At 41.0% G+C, this 16,951-nt stretch carries 14 protein-coding genes; 3 read left to right on the forward strand and 11 right to left on the reverse strand.

Features of this window, described 5'->3' with window-relative positions; genetic code table 11:
- Positions 1-10 precede the first annotated feature (10 nt).
- The 5 genes from ndhL to L6494_RS23825 all read right to left on the reverse strand — a co-directional run bounded on the left by ndhL (position 11) and on the right by L6494_RS23825 (position 4,263).
- On the reverse strand, positions 11-223 hold the full coding sequence (gene ndhL, locus L6494_RS23805) for an NAD(P)H-quinone oxidoreductase subunit L (protein WP_190699670.1): 213 nt from the start codon (positions 221-223) through the stop codon (positions 11-13).
- An 874-nt stretch (positions 224-1,097) separates the two neighbouring features.
- Positions 1,098-1,577 (reverse strand): hypothetical protein, encoded by a 480-nt coding sequence (locus L6494_RS23810; RefSeq protein WP_237990200.1) that lies wholly within the window; start codon positions 1,575-1,577, stop codon positions 1,098-1,100.
- 72 nt (positions 1,578-1,649) lie between these two features.
- Positions 1,650-2,222: a hypothetical protein gene (locus tag L6494_RS23815; protein ID WP_237990201.1), complete on the reverse strand. Its 573-nt coding sequence runs from the start codon at positions 2,220-2,222 to the stop codon at positions 1,650-1,652.
- A gap of 171 nt (positions 2,223-2,393) precedes the next feature.
- Complete coding sequence (locus tag L6494_RS23820; RefSeq protein WP_190551826.1) at positions 2,394-2,789, reverse strand: hypothetical protein; 396 nt, start codon at positions 2,787-2,789, stop codon at positions 2,394-2,396.
- 82 nt (positions 2,790-2,871) lie between these two features.
- Positions 2,872-4,263: an AAA-like domain-containing protein gene (locus tag L6494_RS23825; RefSeq protein WP_237990202.1), complete on the reverse strand. Its 1,392-nt coding sequence runs from the start codon at positions 4,261-4,263 to the stop codon at positions 2,872-2,874.
- Positions 4,264-4,420: 157 nt separating this feature from the next.
- Between L6494_RS23825 and L6494_RS23830 the strand changes: the two genes are divergently transcribed.
- Positions 4,421-8,470, forward strand: a complete 4,050-nt coding sequence (locus tag L6494_RS23830) for an AAA-like domain-containing protein (RefSeq protein ID WP_237990203.1) — start codon at positions 4,421-4,423, stop codon at positions 8,468-8,470.
- 217 nt (positions 8,471-8,687) lie between these two features.
- On the opposite strand, the gene L6494_RS23835 is transcribed toward L6494_RS23830, so the two are convergent.
- The 4 genes from L6494_RS23835 to L6494_RS23850 all read right to left on the reverse strand — a co-directional run bounded on the left by L6494_RS23835 (position 8,688) and on the right by L6494_RS23850 (position 12,947).
- Positions 8,688-9,929 carry an RNA-guided endonuclease InsQ/TnpB family protein gene (locus tag L6494_RS23835; RefSeq protein WP_237990204.1) on the reverse strand — a complete coding sequence of 414 codons (1,242 nt, stop codon included), beginning with the start codon at positions 9,927-9,929 and terminating at the stop codon, positions 8,688-8,690.
- Positions 9,930-10,564: 635 nt separating this feature from the next.
- A complete protein-coding gene (locus L6494_RS23840; RefSeq protein ID WP_190699667.1) occupies positions 10,565-10,951 on the reverse strand; it encodes a DUF423 domain-containing protein in 387 nt (128 codons plus the stop codon).
- Positions 10,952-10,979: 28 nt separating this feature from the next.
- Positions 10,980-11,468 (reverse strand): hypothetical protein, encoded by a 489-nt coding sequence (locus L6494_RS23845; RefSeq protein WP_237990205.1) that lies wholly within the window; start codon positions 11,466-11,468, stop codon positions 10,980-10,982.
- Between the two features lie 219 nt (positions 11,469-11,687).
- On the reverse strand, positions 11,688-12,947 hold the full coding sequence (locus tag L6494_RS23850; RefSeq protein WP_237990206.1) for an FG-GAP repeat domain-containing protein: 1,260 nt from the start codon (positions 12,945-12,947) through the stop codon (positions 11,688-11,690).
- Positions 12,948-13,620: 673 nt separating this feature from the next.
- Here L6494_RS23850 and L6494_RS23855 point away from each other — a divergent pair.
- Positions 13,621-14,937, forward strand: a complete 1,317-nt coding sequence (locus L6494_RS23855) for an aminopeptidase P N-terminal domain-containing protein (RefSeq protein ID WP_237990207.1) — start codon at positions 13,621-13,623, stop codon at positions 14,935-14,937.
- An 11-nt stretch (positions 14,938-14,948) separates the two neighbouring features.
- Here the strand turns inward: L6494_RS23855 and L6494_RS23860 are convergent, their stop codons facing one another.
- Positions 14,949-15,359: a DUF3592 domain-containing protein gene (locus L6494_RS23860; RefSeq protein WP_237990208.1), complete on the reverse strand. Its 411-nt coding sequence runs from the start codon at positions 15,357-15,359 to the stop codon at positions 14,949-14,951.
- A gap of 84 nt (positions 15,360-15,443) precedes the next feature.
- Positions 15,444-16,532: a 4-hydroxythreonine-4-phosphate dehydrogenase PdxA gene (gene pdxA, locus L6494_RS23865; RefSeq protein ID WP_237990209.1), complete on the reverse strand. Its 1,089-nt coding sequence runs from the start codon at positions 16,530-16,532 to the stop codon at positions 15,444-15,446.
- Positions 16,533-16,806: 274 nt separating this feature from the next.
- On the opposite strand from pdxA, the gene petM reads away from it, so the two are divergent.
- Entirely contained in the window at positions 16,807-16,911 is a 105-nt protein-coding gene (gene petM, locus L6494_RS23870; RefSeq protein ID WP_190701790.1) for a cytochrome b6-f complex subunit PetM, read from the forward strand.
- Positions 16,912-16,951 lie beyond the last annotated feature (40 nt).

The following is a 16,951-nucleotide window of genomic DNA, read 5'->3' on the forward strand; positions in this document are numbered from 1 at the left end:
ACCAATCTTGTTAAACTTCAATTTTCCGTGGTTTAGGGCGCAGATTTACAAACGGCGACAAAACCAACAATCCTGGGAAGAAGAGGAACACCAGGAAATACATAAAGGTACGCTCTATTGAGCTAACCACATACCAGCGTTGCTTCATGTAGATCATCAAAGCAACGGGGACAACTAACAAATAAGCTCCGGCTAGAGCCAGATATAGCAGGGGTACAATCATAAAATCTTTGTTTGGTGCATCTGTATTTCCATCATAGGCTGAATATTAAGCCTAAAGAAACCATAACTATTGGGCTTTTAAATGAATCTTGCAAAAATTCCTGATTATTGCTGATCAAAATTCGGAAATAATGCTACAATGGCAAAGGCAGTAAAACAGTGGTAATATTGTTAAACCAGATAAGAGATGCTAAATCTAATTAGCCGCAAGGTAGCATCAGCAACTCCAAGCTAAAAAGAGCAACTAGCTCTAAAAAGATAAAAATTTCTATCTAGTTGGACAAAAAACACATTTAATGCTGGAATAGATGAGGGGGTATTTGTTACCTCTGAAAGATAACTAGCTCCCAAATAAATGGGGGGGTGTGGCGGAATGGTAGACGCTACGGACTTAAATTAAATTGAGCCTTGAAGGAGAAATCCTTGAAGTGGATGCTCTCAAACTCAGGGAAACCTAAATCTGGTGACAGACAAGGCAATCCTGAGCCAAGCCGAAAAAGTAGTGAGTAATGAGTGCTGAGTTACGAGTCAATATTAACTTGTAGGTCTTAAGTTTCAACTCTTAACTAGTCGGAAGGTGCAGAGACTCGACGGGAGCTACCCTAACGTTAAGTCGAGGGTAAAGAGAGAGTCCAATTCTCAAAGCCAACAGGCAGTAGCGAAAGCTGCGGGAGAATGAAAATCCGTTGACCTTAAACGGTCGTGTGGGTTCAAGTCCCTCCACCCCCATAAATCCAATTCGCAATTCGCAATTCGCAATGTGACTTTACCCATAACTTTGCCGCAACGGCAAGCTTATGCTTCCAATGAAGAGCGGCAAAGTTATGATTCCAAACAAATTTTTCTTCGCGCTGCTTTAAGGGCAGCGCGAACTTCTATGTCACGAAAACATCCTGGTTTAGCCAATAGCCTTGAATAGCTCCCTCACTAGGATAAATACCTTCAGTGTGAACTTGCCTAACAGCTTGTTTTACCTCCTCGCAACAGTGTTCAATTCGTTTGATGCGAGATTCTTTCATATAATTAACGTACTTGGCTGAAATCGCTCGGCATAGCTCTGGTAAATGCCTGTAAAGGACTCGCTTAGGATACCCAAGACTTTTCGCTACTGCTGTCATAGGTAGCGGTTGTTCATTCGCTTGAAGCACATTTTCAAGTAAATGTTGAGTGCGATCAGTAAATTGGTTTACGTACCTACAGAACGCTTGAGTAACTATTTCCCTTTTCAAAGGTTTTGGTAGCTGAGGGGTATTAGCAAGTAATTCTCCAACTTTGGTATGGAGATATTCAGCAATGCCACCTGTAGATTTTGGTTTTGCCTGGTTTATGCCAATCTCCTTGGATTCGGATACCAATCCTCAAAATCTCGCATTCCTGGCTGACGAAAGCTTGCTATAAGACGACCGGGACATCTTTAATCTGCAATGCTAAAAAGGGCTGCACATTGACTGACTTGATGCGCTTTCCTTAGTCATTTGGACATAGGCGACTTGTTCTCCTCCATTAGAATCGTATCCAACGACACATCGATAACTACGTACACCTTCGTCTGAACCCGCACCATCACTTGAACCTGTACTTCCCACAAATAGCATCATCAGAAGTAGTGCAGCAGCTTTATCGGCTTGTGCTTTCTTAACTTCTTGTTCAGCCAAGTAAGTTTTCTGTTCTTCTGGAGATAGGTTTTCAAAATACTGGCGACGACGCTCTGCCTCCAGTCGTTGCTGTTCAGTAGCTTCCCTTCGAGCAGCTTCCAATTCTCGCCGTCTGCGTTTTTCTTCTTGCCTACGTTGGGCTTGCAACCTGATTTGATTTACCTGGTCTACAGTTTGGATAGTCTTTTGGATGGTTTGAAAGATATTAGCCATTACGGCAGGCTTGGTTTGACCAGATAAAGTTGAGTTGTGTACTTGCTCAATACCTTTGCCCATCGCAACACCTGGGTTAGCACTTAGAAAAGAGACGAGAGTGACAATGGATAAACCACGAACACATTTCATACAAAAATCCCCTAAACACGTTTACTTATAGTTGATATGCCACATGAGACAAATTACCCTTTCAGCCCTTGCCTATTACTGAACACGCGCAGCCAGCTAAGTTTTTCACTTGTTTTACGTAAAAAATAAAGAGTCAAGGATAGACAAGGTATCGATTATTACGTTGAGTTTTTATCTGGAAGACTCTATATTGATATTTACAGGACATGCACCCGCAGGATTGATACAAAAAGGCATACTGTACTTTATCTTGAAATCTCCTTCCGCTCCCTGGGGAACGCTAAAGAAAATGGTTTCACCCCCAAGCTTTTTACCGCTAGCAAACATCTGACCTCTAGTGTCATAAATCTCGATATCAACATCGCCAAGATTTAAGAGAGTACTTGCCTCAAGAACATACTCCCCTGGATCAATAGTCCATGTTACCCAATCATGTTGTCCAGCATACAGGGAGCGAAACCATTTAGCCATCGCTGCTTGTGGCTGCAAAGCTTCCATCCCCAAAACTGCAAAAGCAGAAATAGCGAGTGTTGCAAGTACTTTGGTCTTCAGTGTTTTATTTAACATTGGTGTTTGTTGAATTCGATATTCTCATCAAACACTGCGGCGACTTGAGTACAAGCTGGAGATATTATTGAGTTAATTTGAGTTATATTGTTTTGTGATTGTCTTTTATTGAAGTACGGAAATATTGACGGTATAGCTCACATCTTGGTGTGACTTGATCATTTTGTAATTTAACCAATCCTAGACTATATAATTTAAACCTGACTTCCGTTGTTAAATTTACAGGATGACTGTTGCCAACAATTTCTTGCATTGCTTTCCCTAATTCTGGCTGTTGCTGCAAAATATACTCTTGCCGTTGCAGATGCTTACTATAAATACCTGCTGCTGTTGGTGCTGTTTGCAAGAATTGAGCTAAATTTATCTCTCGGTTGGCGATTTGAAATAGAGCTAAACGTACCAAAAAAGGGTGTCCTCCCACTAATTGTGTCAAGTTATTTATTTCTGTATCGTTCCAATTTAGTTGATGACGTTGGGCTAAATCTTTTACTTGCTCGTGAGTAAATTCTGGTAACTCCAACGCTAAACCAACGTTAAATGGTGATTGGTTAATATCAACTGGTACATAAGCATCGGTGGAATATGCGATCGCTAATCTTAATTGCTTCCAAATATCTCGACGTTTAGCTTCTTCATGGACAGCGCGCAATAATCCAAAAAAATCCTTGTAGATTTTGGGATATTCAAATAATCTGTCAACTTTTTCTAACCCTAAAACTAACGGTTGCTGAATTTCCGGGAATAAATAGCGTTCAAAGTAATTTTTACAAGACTTCATATAGCCAAAGCGCTTTCCAGATTTCCAATGTTCATCAAGTTGTTGCAGTAATTTTTCTAGTAATTCTCGATTATTCACTGCTACTGCTTCGGTGACAGTATCGCAAAACCACCGCAGGAATTTATTTAAGTCGGAGAAAAACTCCTCGTCTACTATCTGAAAATCGATGGTTACTACTTTATTACCTTGGTTTTCTGCTTGTTGGAGAATCCGCGCGAGAAGTGAAGATTTACCCATGTGCTGCGGTGCTTTGATGCGAATTAAAGAACCAGGTTTTTTGATTTCCGCATAACAACGTTGCTCAATAGGCAGACGTTCTATATAAAAGGGCGAATCTAATGGCACTTCTCCTTCTGGATATTCCAGGTCGAGAGTTAAAGATGGGGAGTTGGGAGTCGCAACGGGGGAAGGTAAAGGAGACCAGGAAGAAGAACTATTTATTTTTTGTACTTTCTGTGTATGCAGATTTGCCAATGCTTCAAAATCGGCAATTTCGTTAACTTCAAAACCTAATACTTTACAAAGTTCGTAGAAGTTGAGGTATTCAACTGTCCTACCGTTGAGGAAAAAGTTAATTACAGATTGACTAAGTTCTATTGTCTCAGCTAAATCTATTTGACGGGCAAAGCCTTTTTGTAGCATTCTTTGCTTGACAAGGGGAACACACTCTGGCTTTACTCTGATTCCGCGTGGCATAGCTGAGTTATAAACAAACTACAAAATTTAGCTTACAGGATAAGTATTTGTTTGGTAAAGTTAATGACAACTCAATAGCAACTCCAATCAGAACTCAATATTCTATAAATTAAGCTCAAGGTAGGTATAGACGTAATTTTTTATTCAAAACTAAATTATGACGGGAGACTACGAGTATAAAGTTGGTGGCAGTTTAGAATCAGATGCTCCCAGCTATGTGAAACGACAAGCGGATTCTGACCTTTATCATGGATTAAAGGCAGGGGAGCTATGTTATGTTTTTAACTCCCGGCAGATGGGTAAAACGAGTTTGTTGGTGCGGACGATGAAACAGCTACAAGCTGATGGTTTTGCTTGTGGTGTAATTGATATTTCTGGATTGGGTAGTCAAGATATTACCATTGAGCAGTGGTATGGAAGTATTATTGATAGTCTATTAAATGAACTGAATTTTGTTGAACCGGAAGACTTAGCTGTATGGTGGGACAAATCTATCGAAATTTCGCCAGTGCGACGTTTGGGGAAACTCTTTGATGAATTGTTACTGCCAAATATTAACAAAAATATAGTAATTTTTCTAGATGAGATTGATAGTATTCTTCGTTTAGACTTTCCTGCTGATGATTTTTTCGCTTTAATTAGAAGCTGTTATCAAAGACGCTCTTTCAAAGCAGAATATAAGCGGTTGAATTTTGCGTTGTTTGGTGTAGCGACACCTTCAGATTTGATTAAAGATGAGGAAAGAACGCCGTTTAATATTGGCAGAGCGATTCAACTATATGGTTTTAAGTTAGATGAAGTTGTACCTTTGTCAAAAGGGTTTGAGGGGAAAGTAGAGAATCCGCAAGCTTTAATGCAGGAGGTTTTGGCTTGGACAGGGGGACAACCTTTATTGACGCAGAAGGTTTGTAATTTGTTAAAGCTAACTTTGAAAAAACCTCCCTCCAAACTTCTTTCCGACGAGGAGAGAGGCTTTGAATTTATTACCAATACCATACAACAAAGAGGGGAAGACATTGATAATTCCCCTCTTTGCTTTGAGGAGGGTTTAGGGGAGAGGTTTTCAATTACGCAGTTTGTGGAAGGGGTGGTAAGAAATGGGATTATTGATAATTGGGAAGCTCAGGATAAAGAAGAACATTTAAAAACAATTCGGGATAGGGTGCTGGTTAATGAGGGAATTTCTGTAGCTTTGTTGGGGTTATATCAGCAAATTTTGCAGCAGAGTGAAATTGCTATTAATGGTAGCCCTGAACAAATGAGGTTACGTTTGACTGGGGTGGTAGTAGAACAGCAGACAAAATTAAGGGTTTATAACAACATTTATGCGAATGTCTTTGATATTAATTGGGTTGAGAATGAACTAGGTAAATTACGTCCCTATACTAATAATTTAAAAGCTTGGCAAGAGAGTGGATACCAGGATGAGTCCTGTTTGTTGCGAGGAGAAGAGTTAGAAATTGCTCGTGTTTGGGCTGGTGGGAAAAGTTTGAGTGATGTTGATTATAGATTTTTATCTACGAGTGTAGAAGCAGAGTTAAATCAAAAGGTTGCGGAGGCAGAAGTCAGACAAAATAAAGCTTTGGAGAAAGAGAGACAAGCTAATCAGCGTTTGACGGAAGCAGAAGGGAAGACAAAGAGACAGGTTCGTATTAGCATTGTTGCTTCGGTTTTTTTGGCGCTGTCGATAATTGGTGCGTTAGCTGCATTGATAACGGCAGGTGAAGCTATTAAAAAACAAGGTTTAGCTACTTCAAAACTAAATAATGCAAATAAAGAACTGCAATCTGTTACTGACCAAAAACAAAAAGCTGAGGCTGCATTAACAGAAGCACAAGCCAACGAAAAAAGTGCAAATGCTAATTTTAAAAAAGCGACTGAGGATGTAAAAAAGAAAGAGCAAGATTTGCTGCAAAAAGACCAACAATTAAATATCGCAAAAGAAAAAGAGAAATCTGCAAACAAAGCTGCGAAACAAGCACAGAGAGACCAACAACAAGCACAGCAGCAAGCACAATTAGCTCAACAAGAACGTCAACAAGCAGAACAAGCACGTCAAACAGCTGTAGTTGGATTAACCATAGCCAAGCAACAACAAGAGTCAGCGCAAAATCAGCGAAAAAACGCAGAAGAACAACGCAACAATGCCCTGACGGCTACGCGATTAGAACAAGTGGGAGTTAGAACATTGCGCCAGTTCTATGTAGGAGGGCAAATTGAGAATTTGGTAGAAATAATGCGGACTGGAAGGGAGTTGAAAGGCTTAGTTAAAGGTAAACAATCTTTGGCTGATTACCCAGCTTACAGCCCATTATTTAGTTTACAGGAAATTTTGTTAAACATTCGCGAACGCAATCAGTTAAAGGAGCATCAACGTGAAGTTAGCAGCGTCGTGTTTAGTCCCGACGGCAAAACCTTAGCTTCTGCTAGTGACGACAAGACCATAAAATTGTGGGATGTGAAGACGGGAAAAGAAATGGGAAAAGAAATTATTTCCCTCACTGGACATCAAAGTTATGTTAGCAGCATCGTGTTTAGTCCCGATGGCAAAACCTTAGCTTCTGCGAGTGGAGACAAGACCATAAAATTATGGGATGTGGGGACGGGAAAAGAAATTACTTCCCTCACTGGACATCGAAATTATGTCAGCAGTGTTGTGTTTAGTCCCGACGGCAAAACCTTAGCTTCTGCTAGTGGGGACAAGACCATAAAATTGTGGGATGTGAAGACGGGAAAAGAAATTACTTCCCTCACTGGACATCGAAATTATGTCAGCAGTGTTGTGTTTAGTCCCGACGGCAAAACCTTAGCTTCTGCGAGTTGGGACAAGACCATAAAATTGTGGGATGTAGAGACGAGAAAAGAAATTACCTCCCTGACTGGACATCAAGATACAGTCAGCAGCGTCGTGTTTAGTCCCAACGGCAAAACCTTAGCTTCTGCGAGTTGGGACAAGACCATAAAATTGTGGGATGTAGAGACGAGAAAAGAAATTACCTCTCTAACTGGACATCAACATGAAGTCAGGAGCGTCATGTTTAGTCCAGACGGCAAAACCTTAGCTTCTGCTAGTCATGACAAAACCATAAAATTGTGGAATCTAAAGACAAGAAAAGAAATTACCTCCCTCACTGGACATCAACATGAAGTCACCAGTGTCATGTTTAGTCCCAATGGCAAAACCTTAGCTTCTGCGAGTTGGGACAGCACCATAAAATTGTGGAATCTAAAGACAAGAAAAGAAATTACCTCCCTGACTGGACATCAAGATACAGTCAGCAGCGTCGTGTTTAGTCCCAACGGCAAAACCTTAGCTTCTGCTAGTTGGGACAACACCATAAAATTGTGGGATGTAGAGACGAGAAAAGAAATTACCTCCCTGACTGGACATCAACGTGAAGTTACCAACGTCGTGTTTAGTCCCGACGGCAAAACCTTAGCTTCTGCTAGTTCAGACAACACCATAAAATTGTGGGATGTAGAGACGAGAAAAGAAATTACCTCCTTAACTGGACATCAACTTACAGTCACCAGTGTAGTGTTTAGTCCCGACGGCAAAACCTTGGCTTCTACTAGTTATGACAACACCATAAAATTGTGGGATATGGGGACGAGAAAAGAAATTACCTCCCTAACTGGACATCAATACATAGTTAGCAGAGTCTTATTTAGTCCCGACGGCAAAACCTTAGCTTCTGCTAGTTCAGACAAGACCATAAAATTGTGGGATGTGAGGACGAGAAAAGAAATTACCTCCCTGACTGGACATCGAGGTTGGGTCAGCAGCGTCGTGTTTAGTCCAGACGGCAAAACTTTAGCTTCTGCGAGTGGGGACAGCACCATAAAATTGTGGAATCTAAAGACAGGAAAAGAAATTACCTCTCTAACTGGACATCTATATATAGTTAGCAGCGTTGTGTTTAGTCCCGACGGCAAAACCTTAGCTTCTGCTAGTTCAGACAACACCATAAAATTGTGGGATGTAGAGACGAGAAAAGAAATTACCTCCCTGACTGGACATCAAGATGCAATCAGCAGCGTCGCGTTTAGTCCAGACGGCAAAACCTTAGCTTCTGCCAGTGACGACTACACTATTAAGTTATGGAGTTTGGATTTAGATTATTTACTGGCGCAGGGTTGCAACCATTTAAAAGATTATCTCGCTACCCGCGATCAGTTGCGTCAGGAGATTTGTCCGAATAAATGAGATAACTTTCAAGAAACACGGATCTGCCACCAATCCAATTCGGACAATTACCCATCCCCAAGTCGCATCGCGTATCGATTGATGTAAAAATTGGCGAATTGCGATCCGCCTATCTCTATAATCCGAAGCCCCCGGCATTGAGTTGAGTGGGGTTGATACGAGCGAGAACTTGCTAGCGATGGCACTGCGATCGCTAACTACTCTGGGTGAACTACTCCTAGTTGCCTTGTCTGCGACACGCTGCGCGAACGGCTGAACTAGGAGCTTCTGTAATCGCGGGGGAGTGCCTGAACTTAGACTTTCGCCCAAGAACAGGACTTACCTCCCCTCCTACAGCAGAGACGGCTGAACCTTCCGCCTTTATCATTCTGATACCCTCTGCTCTAATATTTATGGCTGCATTTCCATCTCTATCATGATGAGTGCCACAATGAGGACAAGTCCATTCACGGACATCCAACGGCATCTCACCAATCTGATAGAAACAATTAGAGCAGAGTTTAGAACTAGGAAACCATCTATCAATCTCAACCAACTTTCCACCCTTGCGTTCTAGCTTATAGGCTAAAAAATTGGTGAATGTTCCCCATCCCACATCAGATATTGATTTTGCCAACTTGTGATTACGAACCATGCCTTTGACATGAAGATTCTCTACTATGACAGCTTGGCTATCGCTGACTAACTTATAACTAAGTTTGTGCAGAAAATCTTGCCGCGAATTACTAATTCGCTCGTACACCTTGGCAACAACTCTTCTATATCTATTTCTTGATTTACTTCCTTTTTGTTTACGCGCTAATTTTTTCTGTTTGCGCTTAAGATTTTTTTCATGCTTTGCAAGGTGTTTAGGATTATCATATTTAGAAACATGAACACCGTCAGTTACAACAGCGAAGTGCTTCAACCCTAAGTCAATGCCGTAAATTTTACCCTCTGAAACAACAGGGTTTTCTCCTTCTACCTCAGTGAGTATAGATGCAAGATATTTCCCTGATGGCGTTTTACTCACAGTAACAGTCTTTATTGTCCCCTCAATCGCTCTGTGTATTTTGGCTTTGACTATCCCGATATTACCGGGAAGCTTGACATCACCATTTACAATCAATACGTTTTGAGGATATTGAATAGACTGTTTTCCAAACTTAGATTTGAACTTAGGAAATCCAGCACGTTTTGCAAAAAAGTTTTTGTACGCAGTGGTTAGATTCAGTGTTGTAGCCTGTAAAACTTGACTGTAACAATCAGATAACCACACCGTATCTTCGGCTTTTTTTAGTGCAGGTAAAAATGCGTTGAGTGCCGCACGGCTAAGTCCTTTCCCCGTTTCCTTATAAGTTTCAATTGACTTATTTAGAGCGTAGTTCCACCACCATCTAGCACACCCAAAAGCTTGCGCTAATTGAATTTGCTGCTCAACTGATGGATATAAACGGACTTGTACAACCTTGTGTAACACTCAACATCACCTCCTTGATATCTGCACTCTAACATAAATATATATTGTGGTAAATCACTAAAATAAAATAAAATAATTGGGGATTCGTCATACATCTAGAATTTGTTTTTGCATAAGCAAAAAATCAATTCTAGATGCAATCCTCACTTCGTGACGCTCCGCGAACATCCCCCGCTCCCTATCCCCACCTTATGAGTACATTGAAGGTGGGGACTTCCGCGACACGTTAAACTGGCAATACAGTTTAGGTTATTGTTCGCAATGTTCTCACTGGTTAGGAGGATCTTCTAATACTCCAGTAGTTACTCAGAAAAGATGGATAGCTGAAAGTCCCTATCCAATACCAGCATTAACCGCTTCTGCTCTATTCTAAAAAAATCCGGTGCTTTCCTGCTTTCTATACTTGATTGGACTCACGGCAAGCTTATCCTTCCAATTTGAACTAGCGGCAAAGTTATGGGTAAAGTCACAGCAATTCGCAATTCGCAATTAAACTCAGCCACCCACAAGGGGTGGGTTTTCACGTTTTGGCTTACGCTCATGGCGTAAGCCTATACTTTATTTGATAAAATTCACAAGTAGGGTGTGTTATGCCATAGGCTAGCGCACCCTGAATTTTTGATTGGGAATTGGTTTTATACACCAATTTTCAAATTCCAAGCGGCGATCGCTAAAGCACCCCAGCCTAAAATAAAAGCTACACCGCCCAAGGGTGTAATTGCACCTAAGATTTTTATTCCAGTTAAGCTGAGAGCGTACAAACTGCCAGAAAAAATGGCGATACCGACGATAAAAAGCCAGCCACTAGCTATCAAAGTGGTTGGCGGCGATGGTGTACGGCTAATTAAGACGGCTACTAGCAACAAGGCTAGAGCGTGATACATTTGGTAACGTGCGCCGACATCAAAAATTTCGAGCGATCGCTCACTAATTCTTTCCCGCAGTGCATGGGAAGCGAAAGCACCAGCCACCACTGACAAACCGCCTAAAATGGCAGCTACGCTCAAAAAAATCTGCATCATTAGACTTAGTTGTCAAGTTAATTGGGGATTAGACATCAAAATGATATGATACTGACCCTTCATCACTAACTTTAAAATTTGCGCTGAATTCTTTAGCTTTTTCGTCTAAATATTGTCTGGCTACAGTTGCAGGTAGTTGTGACTGCATAGCAAAGCCTAAAACAGTGATGCGTCCATCATTATTTTGAATCATTTGATAAAAAGTAGATTGTAAGCGATCGCTTAATTGTTGCTGAAGGGCTTTTTTTTGATTTTTGCTTTGCAGGTACAATCCCCAACCCAGCCATGAACCTAAAATCATGGTAGGTAAACCAAAAATTAGACCCTGTGTAGCAGTAGCATTCAATAAAGATGCTCTTTCTCTATTAAAATACTCCTGCACCAACTCCTCATTTTCACCTGGGGAAATTGGTTTGAACATAGTATTTCTTTCCACTACCGCAGAGACAGAGGCGGTCAAAAACGTGAATCCGAGTGTTAATAGCCAACCAGCAGCCAGCTTTTCCGCAGTTTTCATAATTCCACTTCAGATTGAAACCTTGTCTGTGATTTTAACCTCACTAGTGGGGAAATAGGGAATAGGGGTAAATAGAACAGATAATATTCCTTACAGCGTTTCTTAATCACATGAGGTATATCATAGCCCCCTCCCCGCAAGCGGGGAGGGGGTTGGGGGTGGGGTTCTTGTACCTCACTAAAGTGAGAACCGCTATATTCCCTATTCCCTAATTGAGTATCAGCCAGTGTACCATTCTGGAGTCAATGAATTGGCTACAGGTGTTGCGGTGGCTGTAGTGCCATCCATAACCCAAAGTACGTCTTGACCTGATGCTTGATCACGCCAGTAGATGTCTGTTCTACCGTCACCATTGTGATCGCCGAGGAATGGCTTATATACTGCACCAGTTTCGGAAACTTTGGGTAAGAAAGCTTCACTGCTCTTAGTAGTACCATCCATCAACCAAGCTGTGTTCTCGCCGGTGGTTTCATTGTTCCAGAAGATATCTGTCTTGCCATCACCATTGAAATCACCAATACTGGCTTTCCATGATGAGTCAAGTGTATTTAGAGTGCCTTCGGTGACAAGAGGACCAATACCAGGAAGAGTATTCATTGTCCAAACCTTGTTCTCACCGGTGCTGGTGTTACGCCAGAGAATATCAGTTTTGAAATCTCCGTTGAAATCACCAAGGGTGTAAGACCAAGATGGATCTTGTGCTTGCAGATCATATTTGGTGGCTTGTGCGCCATCCATCAACCAAGTAATGTTTTCGCCAGTGGTATCATTGCGCCAGAAGATATCACTCTTACCATTACCGTCGAAATCAACAATAGTAGGATTCCAACCCACATCTGTTGTGTCTAGAACGTTGGCACTTGTGACTGTTGTACCATCCATAGTCCAAATAGCGTTTTGGCCTGTGGTGGCATTATGCCAGAAGATATCTGTTTTGCGATCGCCGTTGAAATCGCCAATTTTAGCGTCCCAGCCTGCATCAACTTTCTCTAGATACACAAAGTTAGCAACTCTAGTACCATCCATCAGCGCAACAGCATTTTCTCCTGTGGCGTTATTACGCAACAAGAAGTCTGTCTTGCCATCATTATTGAAATCAGCAATTTTATAACTCCAGGTGGTTAGGTCATATTGACCTAGAGAAGCTTCTTGTATAGTTGCTGCACCATCCATTAGACGGACGACAATTTCACCTGTTTGAGTGTTCACCCAAACTTTATCTGCTTTACCATCACCATTGAAATCAGGTGTGATAGCGGCACTAGTTAAGTAAGGATTGGGGTTTGGGTTAACACTAGTTCTGGGAAATGGGGAAACTAAATCTAATGGTAATGGTTCAGAAGAGGAGCTATTATTGTTTGGTAATGTGATATTAAAATCCGACAGAGATTGAGAAGGACTTACCAAGCTCTGTGATTTTTGCAAAGATATATCAAACGCATTAGCCACTTTGTTGTTGAATTCTGGTGCGCTAGACATAGTGTATTTTTATGACTGGTTGCTATCAAAGTTTTAACTCTTTGTTGGCAGTCAATTCTGTCTTTAAATAACATTTTCCTGAAAAACTATTTTCTTTAACAAACATTTGTTTTTGATGAAAATCATCTTTTGCATACATCTTGATGGTTAGATAACTTTTAGTAGGGCTTAATGTATTTTTTCAAGATTTGATGATATTAAATTCTTGCTTATGTCATGTTTAACAGACAATTTTAGATGCTTTACGGCTGGCAATAGCATAAAAATAAAGCTGAATACACTCATAATTTAATTACCAATTTCTTATCTACATTATTTTTGATCAAATATCGGTTACGTATGATTTTTTCAAAAAATAAATGTTTGGCATTAACAAATAAACATGAATCTAAGAATCAGGTGAAATACATTTTGTTTTGTATAATATGAATACAGCTAATAAATTAAATTATTGATAATCTATAACCCCGCTTTCTTTAATAAACCAGAGTTATGCAAACTCAAACTACCCTTCATTGAACTGAATCATTGGTAGAACCGTACATTTGTAAGCCCCTTTGCTTAATTTCGGTGCTGAAGATGAAATCAAGATTAGCTAGAATAACTTAGTAGCAACTATAGTTTGTAGTTGCTAAAAGTGTAAAATTATACTATAAATTCGCTAGATTTAGCTATGCAATTAGAATATCGGCAGCGTCGTGAGCAGTTAATGGCAAAAATTGGTAGTGGTACAGCCATTTTTCGCAGTGCGCCAATGGCCGTAATGCACAACGATGTCGAATATAACTATCGCCAAGACAGTGATTTTTTCTACCTGACTGGCTTTAACGAACCGGAAGCGGTAGCTGTGTTAGCACCCCATCATCAAGAACATCGCTTTGTGTTGTTTGTCCAACCCAAGGAAAGAGAAAAGGAAGTTTGGACTGGTTATCGCTGTGGGGTAGACGCAGCCAAGGAAATGTATGGTGCAGATGAGGCTTATCCCATCACGGAACTAGATGAGAAGTTACCCCAGTATTTAGAAAAAGCCGATCGCATTTATTATCATTTAGGACGCGATCGCTCTTTTAACGATAAAATCCTGGGACATTACCAAAGTTTATTGCGGAGTTATCCCAAGCGGGGTACAGGGCCAATCGCTATTGCAGATACAGGCCCAATTCTCCACAGTTCGAGATTAGTTAAAAGTGAAGCGGAATTAGAAATGATGCGTCAAGCAGCATTAATTGCCGTTGAAGCGCACAATCACGCCATGGCCATTACTAAACCCGGACGTTATGAGTATGAAATCCAAGCCGAGATAGAACGCATCTTTCGCCTGCGGGGTGGAATGGGGCCGGCTTATCCTTCGATTGTCGCTTCTGGTGTAAATGCTTGCGTACTGCATTACATTGAAAATAATCGCCAGATGCAGGAGCAAGATTTGCTGTTAATTGACGCTGGTTGTGCTTATGATTATTACAATTCGGATATTACCAGGACATTTCCCGTAGGTGGTAAGTTTACACCAGAGCAGAAGATATTGTATGAACTTGTCTTAGAAGCACAAAAACAAGCGATCGCTCAAGTAAAACCAGGTAATACTTTTAACTTAGTTCATGATACTGCTGTGCGTGTTTTAACTGAAGGCTTAGTAGAACTGGGTATCCTCAAAGGCGAAGTGGATAAACTGATTGAGGAAGAAAAATACAAACCGTATTATATGCACCGTACCAGCCATTGGTTAGGTTTGGATGTCCATGATGTGGGTGTGTATCAACATGGTGAAGATAAACCGCAAATTTTGCAACCAGGCCAAGTGTTGACGGTTGAACCTGGACTTTATATTGTCCCAGATACGAAACTCGCAGAAGACCAACCAGAAACAGATCGGCGTTGGGTCGGTATTGGGATTCGCATTGAAGATGATGTGTTAGTTACACCTACAGGAAATGAGGTGTTAACGGCTGGTGTTCCTAAAGCTGTGGATGAAGTGGAAAGAATCAGCTGATAGCTAGATTTTTACCGGAATGAATTGATTAGTGCAATTCCTCCAATCAAGACAAAAAGTGACCCCATAGCAGTACATATCACAGGTAAAAGCCATAATTCTGCCCAGGAATTAATCACGGCAGAATTTGGCTGTTGAGGATTGTATAGCACTTCTACTTGCTGATCCTTTTTAAATGCTGGCGGGCTGCTACCTGAGTTAGCTTCAAATATTATGCGATCGCCAGAAGATGAGGTAAATTGTACTACTGGATAGTAAACTGAACTTCTGCTACTACCTGATGTACGCCGGATCAAATCGATGACTGTTCCTTGGGTTGTTACAGATTTGGCTAGGAAAGAACGAGTATTTAACGTAATTATTATCCCGACTATCAAAAAGATACTACCAATACCAGCGAAGATAGAACCAAACACACCCATAGGATTTTAATATTAGACCTCTTGCATAAATGTTCAAGCTGTCATGTTGAGCGAAGCGAAACATCTCAAAGATTATACATTTCATCATGCTTTAGTACCTAACCGTTGATGAACCAACTCAGCCGCTAACTCAATCGCTGCTTTCATACTAGTAGCATCAGCAATTCCCTTACCTGCGATATCAAATGCTGTTCCGTGGTCGGGGGAAGTGCGAACAAAGGGTAAACCAATGGAAGTATTCACAGCACGGTCAAACGCCATTAGCTTGACGGGAATTAAACCTTGGTCGTGATAAAGTGCCAAATAAGCATCGGCGGGATTTTGTCCGTGAGAATTACCATACCAAGCTTGACCAGGCTTAACCCACATTGTATCAGGGGGAATCGGCCCTTCTATCTGAAAATTAGGGCGTTTTTGCCGTTCTGACTCCAACCACGGGATTAACCAATCCTGTTCTTCCGTTCCCAATTGTCCTTGTTCGCCACTGTGGGGATTTAAACCTGCGATCGCAATTCTCCCACTAGTTAGCCCAAAATCTTGCTTTAAACACTCCACCAATAAATCTAATTTTGTGGTTAACAACTCTGGTGTCAGTGTTTCAGCTACTTGACACAGGGGAATATGGGTAGTAGCCAATAAAGTGCGGAGTGTCCAACCAGTATAAGGCGATCGCGCTACAAATAACATCCCAAATCTTGCAACACCAGACTTTTCAGCTAAAAGTTCCGTTTGTCCTGGGTAATTATAACCTGCGGCTTTCCACGCAGATTTAGCGATGGGGGCTGTAACAATACCATCAAAGTTACCAGATATAGTTTCTGCGATCGCATATTCCATATAAGCAAAACTCGCCGCACCACTGGCTGCATTTCCAGTCCCTAAAATAATTTTTCCCTCAATCTCTGTATCTAAAGTCACATCGACAACATTTAATTCATCAGGATTTGCTAAAGGTGTTAACTTCTCAATCGCTGTTAGTTTTTTATATATCTGTACCAGCAAATCCCGATTACCAATCACAGTTAAATCGCAGTTTTGACCAACTTCTGGATCTGCCAAAGCTTTTAAAATTACCTCCGCGCCAATTCCGGCTGGATCTCCCAAAGTTATCGCTAAACGCAGAGGTTTTTTGCCTAGTAATTTTACTGTTTGATATTGATTAATTTGATACATATTTTTACTAATAAACCAAGTTGCTAGTTTGAAAACTTTTACCCCAGTCCGCAACCCCCATATGAGAGATTGTCCATCAAACTGGTTTAGAATTATTTACACAGGTCTAATCCTACCGTAGCCGTTACAGAGCTTCTGGAAGACATAGTTTATCTGAGTCTACCTAAGTCGTAAGATTAGCAAGGATTTAGATTTGAGTCGTCAAATCTAGTCTACTGAAACAACTCAAAAATAAGAATCTACAGATCCACCATTCGCAAAGGAGAATACATCAATGAGCGGCGAAATGTTCAACGCAGCTATCTTATCTTTCGGTCTAATCTTCGTGGGTTGGGCTTTGGGTGCTTTATTGCTGAAAATCCAAGGTTCAGAAGAATAATCCCCCTAGAGGACGGTTGGCGAGAGACAAAAAGCTTTAC

The organism is Nostoc sp. UHCC 0870, from assembly GCF_022063185.1.
GTDB lineage: Bacteria > Cyanobacteriota > Cyanobacteriia > Cyanobacteriales > Nostocaceae > Trichormus.

Bases quoted from the DNA above. Each gene is read 5' to 3' on its own strand.
- ndhL (WP_190699670.1), bottom strand. From the start codon at position 223: ATGATTGTACCCCTGCTATATCTGGCTCTAGCCGGAGCTTATTTGTTA.
- L6494_RS23815 (WP_237990201.1), bottom strand. From the start codon at position 2,222: ATGAAATGTGTTCGTGGTTTATCCATTGTCACTCTCGTCTCTTTTCTA.
- L6494_RS23820 (WP_190551826.1), bottom strand. From the start codon at position 2,789: ATGTTAAATAAAACACTGAAGACCAAAGTACTTGCAACACTCGCTATT.
- L6494_RS23825 (WP_237990202.1), bottom strand. From the start codon at position 4,263: ATGCCACGCGGAATCAGAGTAAAGCCAGAGTGTGTTCCCCTTGTCAAG.
- L6494_RS23830 (WP_237990203.1), top strand. From the start codon at position 4,421: ATGACGGGAGACTACGAGTATAAAGTTGGTGGCAGTTTAGAATCAGAT.
- L6494_RS23840 (WP_190699667.1), bottom strand. From the start codon at position 10,951: ATGATGCAGATTTTTTTGAGCGTAGCTGCCATTTTAGGCGGTTTGTCA.
- L6494_RS23845 (WP_237990205.1), bottom strand. From the start codon at position 11,468: ATGAAAACTGCGGAAAAGCTGGCTGCTGGTTGGCTATTAACACTCGGA.
- L6494_RS23850 (WP_237990206.1), bottom strand. From the start codon at position 12,947: ATGTCTAGCGCACCAGAATTCAACAACAAAGTGGCTAATGCGTTTGAT.
- L6494_RS23855 (WP_237990207.1), top strand. From the start codon at position 13,621: ATGCAATTAGAATATCGGCAGCGTCGTGAGCAGTTAATGGCAAAAATT.
- L6494_RS23860 (WP_237990208.1), bottom strand. From the start codon at position 15,359: ATGGGTGTGTTTGGTTCTATCTTCGCTGGTATTGGTAGTATCTTTTTG.
- pdxA (WP_237990209.1), bottom strand. From the start codon at position 16,532: ATGTATCAAATTAATCAATATCAAACAGTAAAATTACTAGGCAAAAAA.
- petM (WP_190701790.1), top strand. From the start codon at position 16,807: ATGAGCGGCGAAATGTTCAACGCAGCTATCTTATCTTTCGGTCTAATC.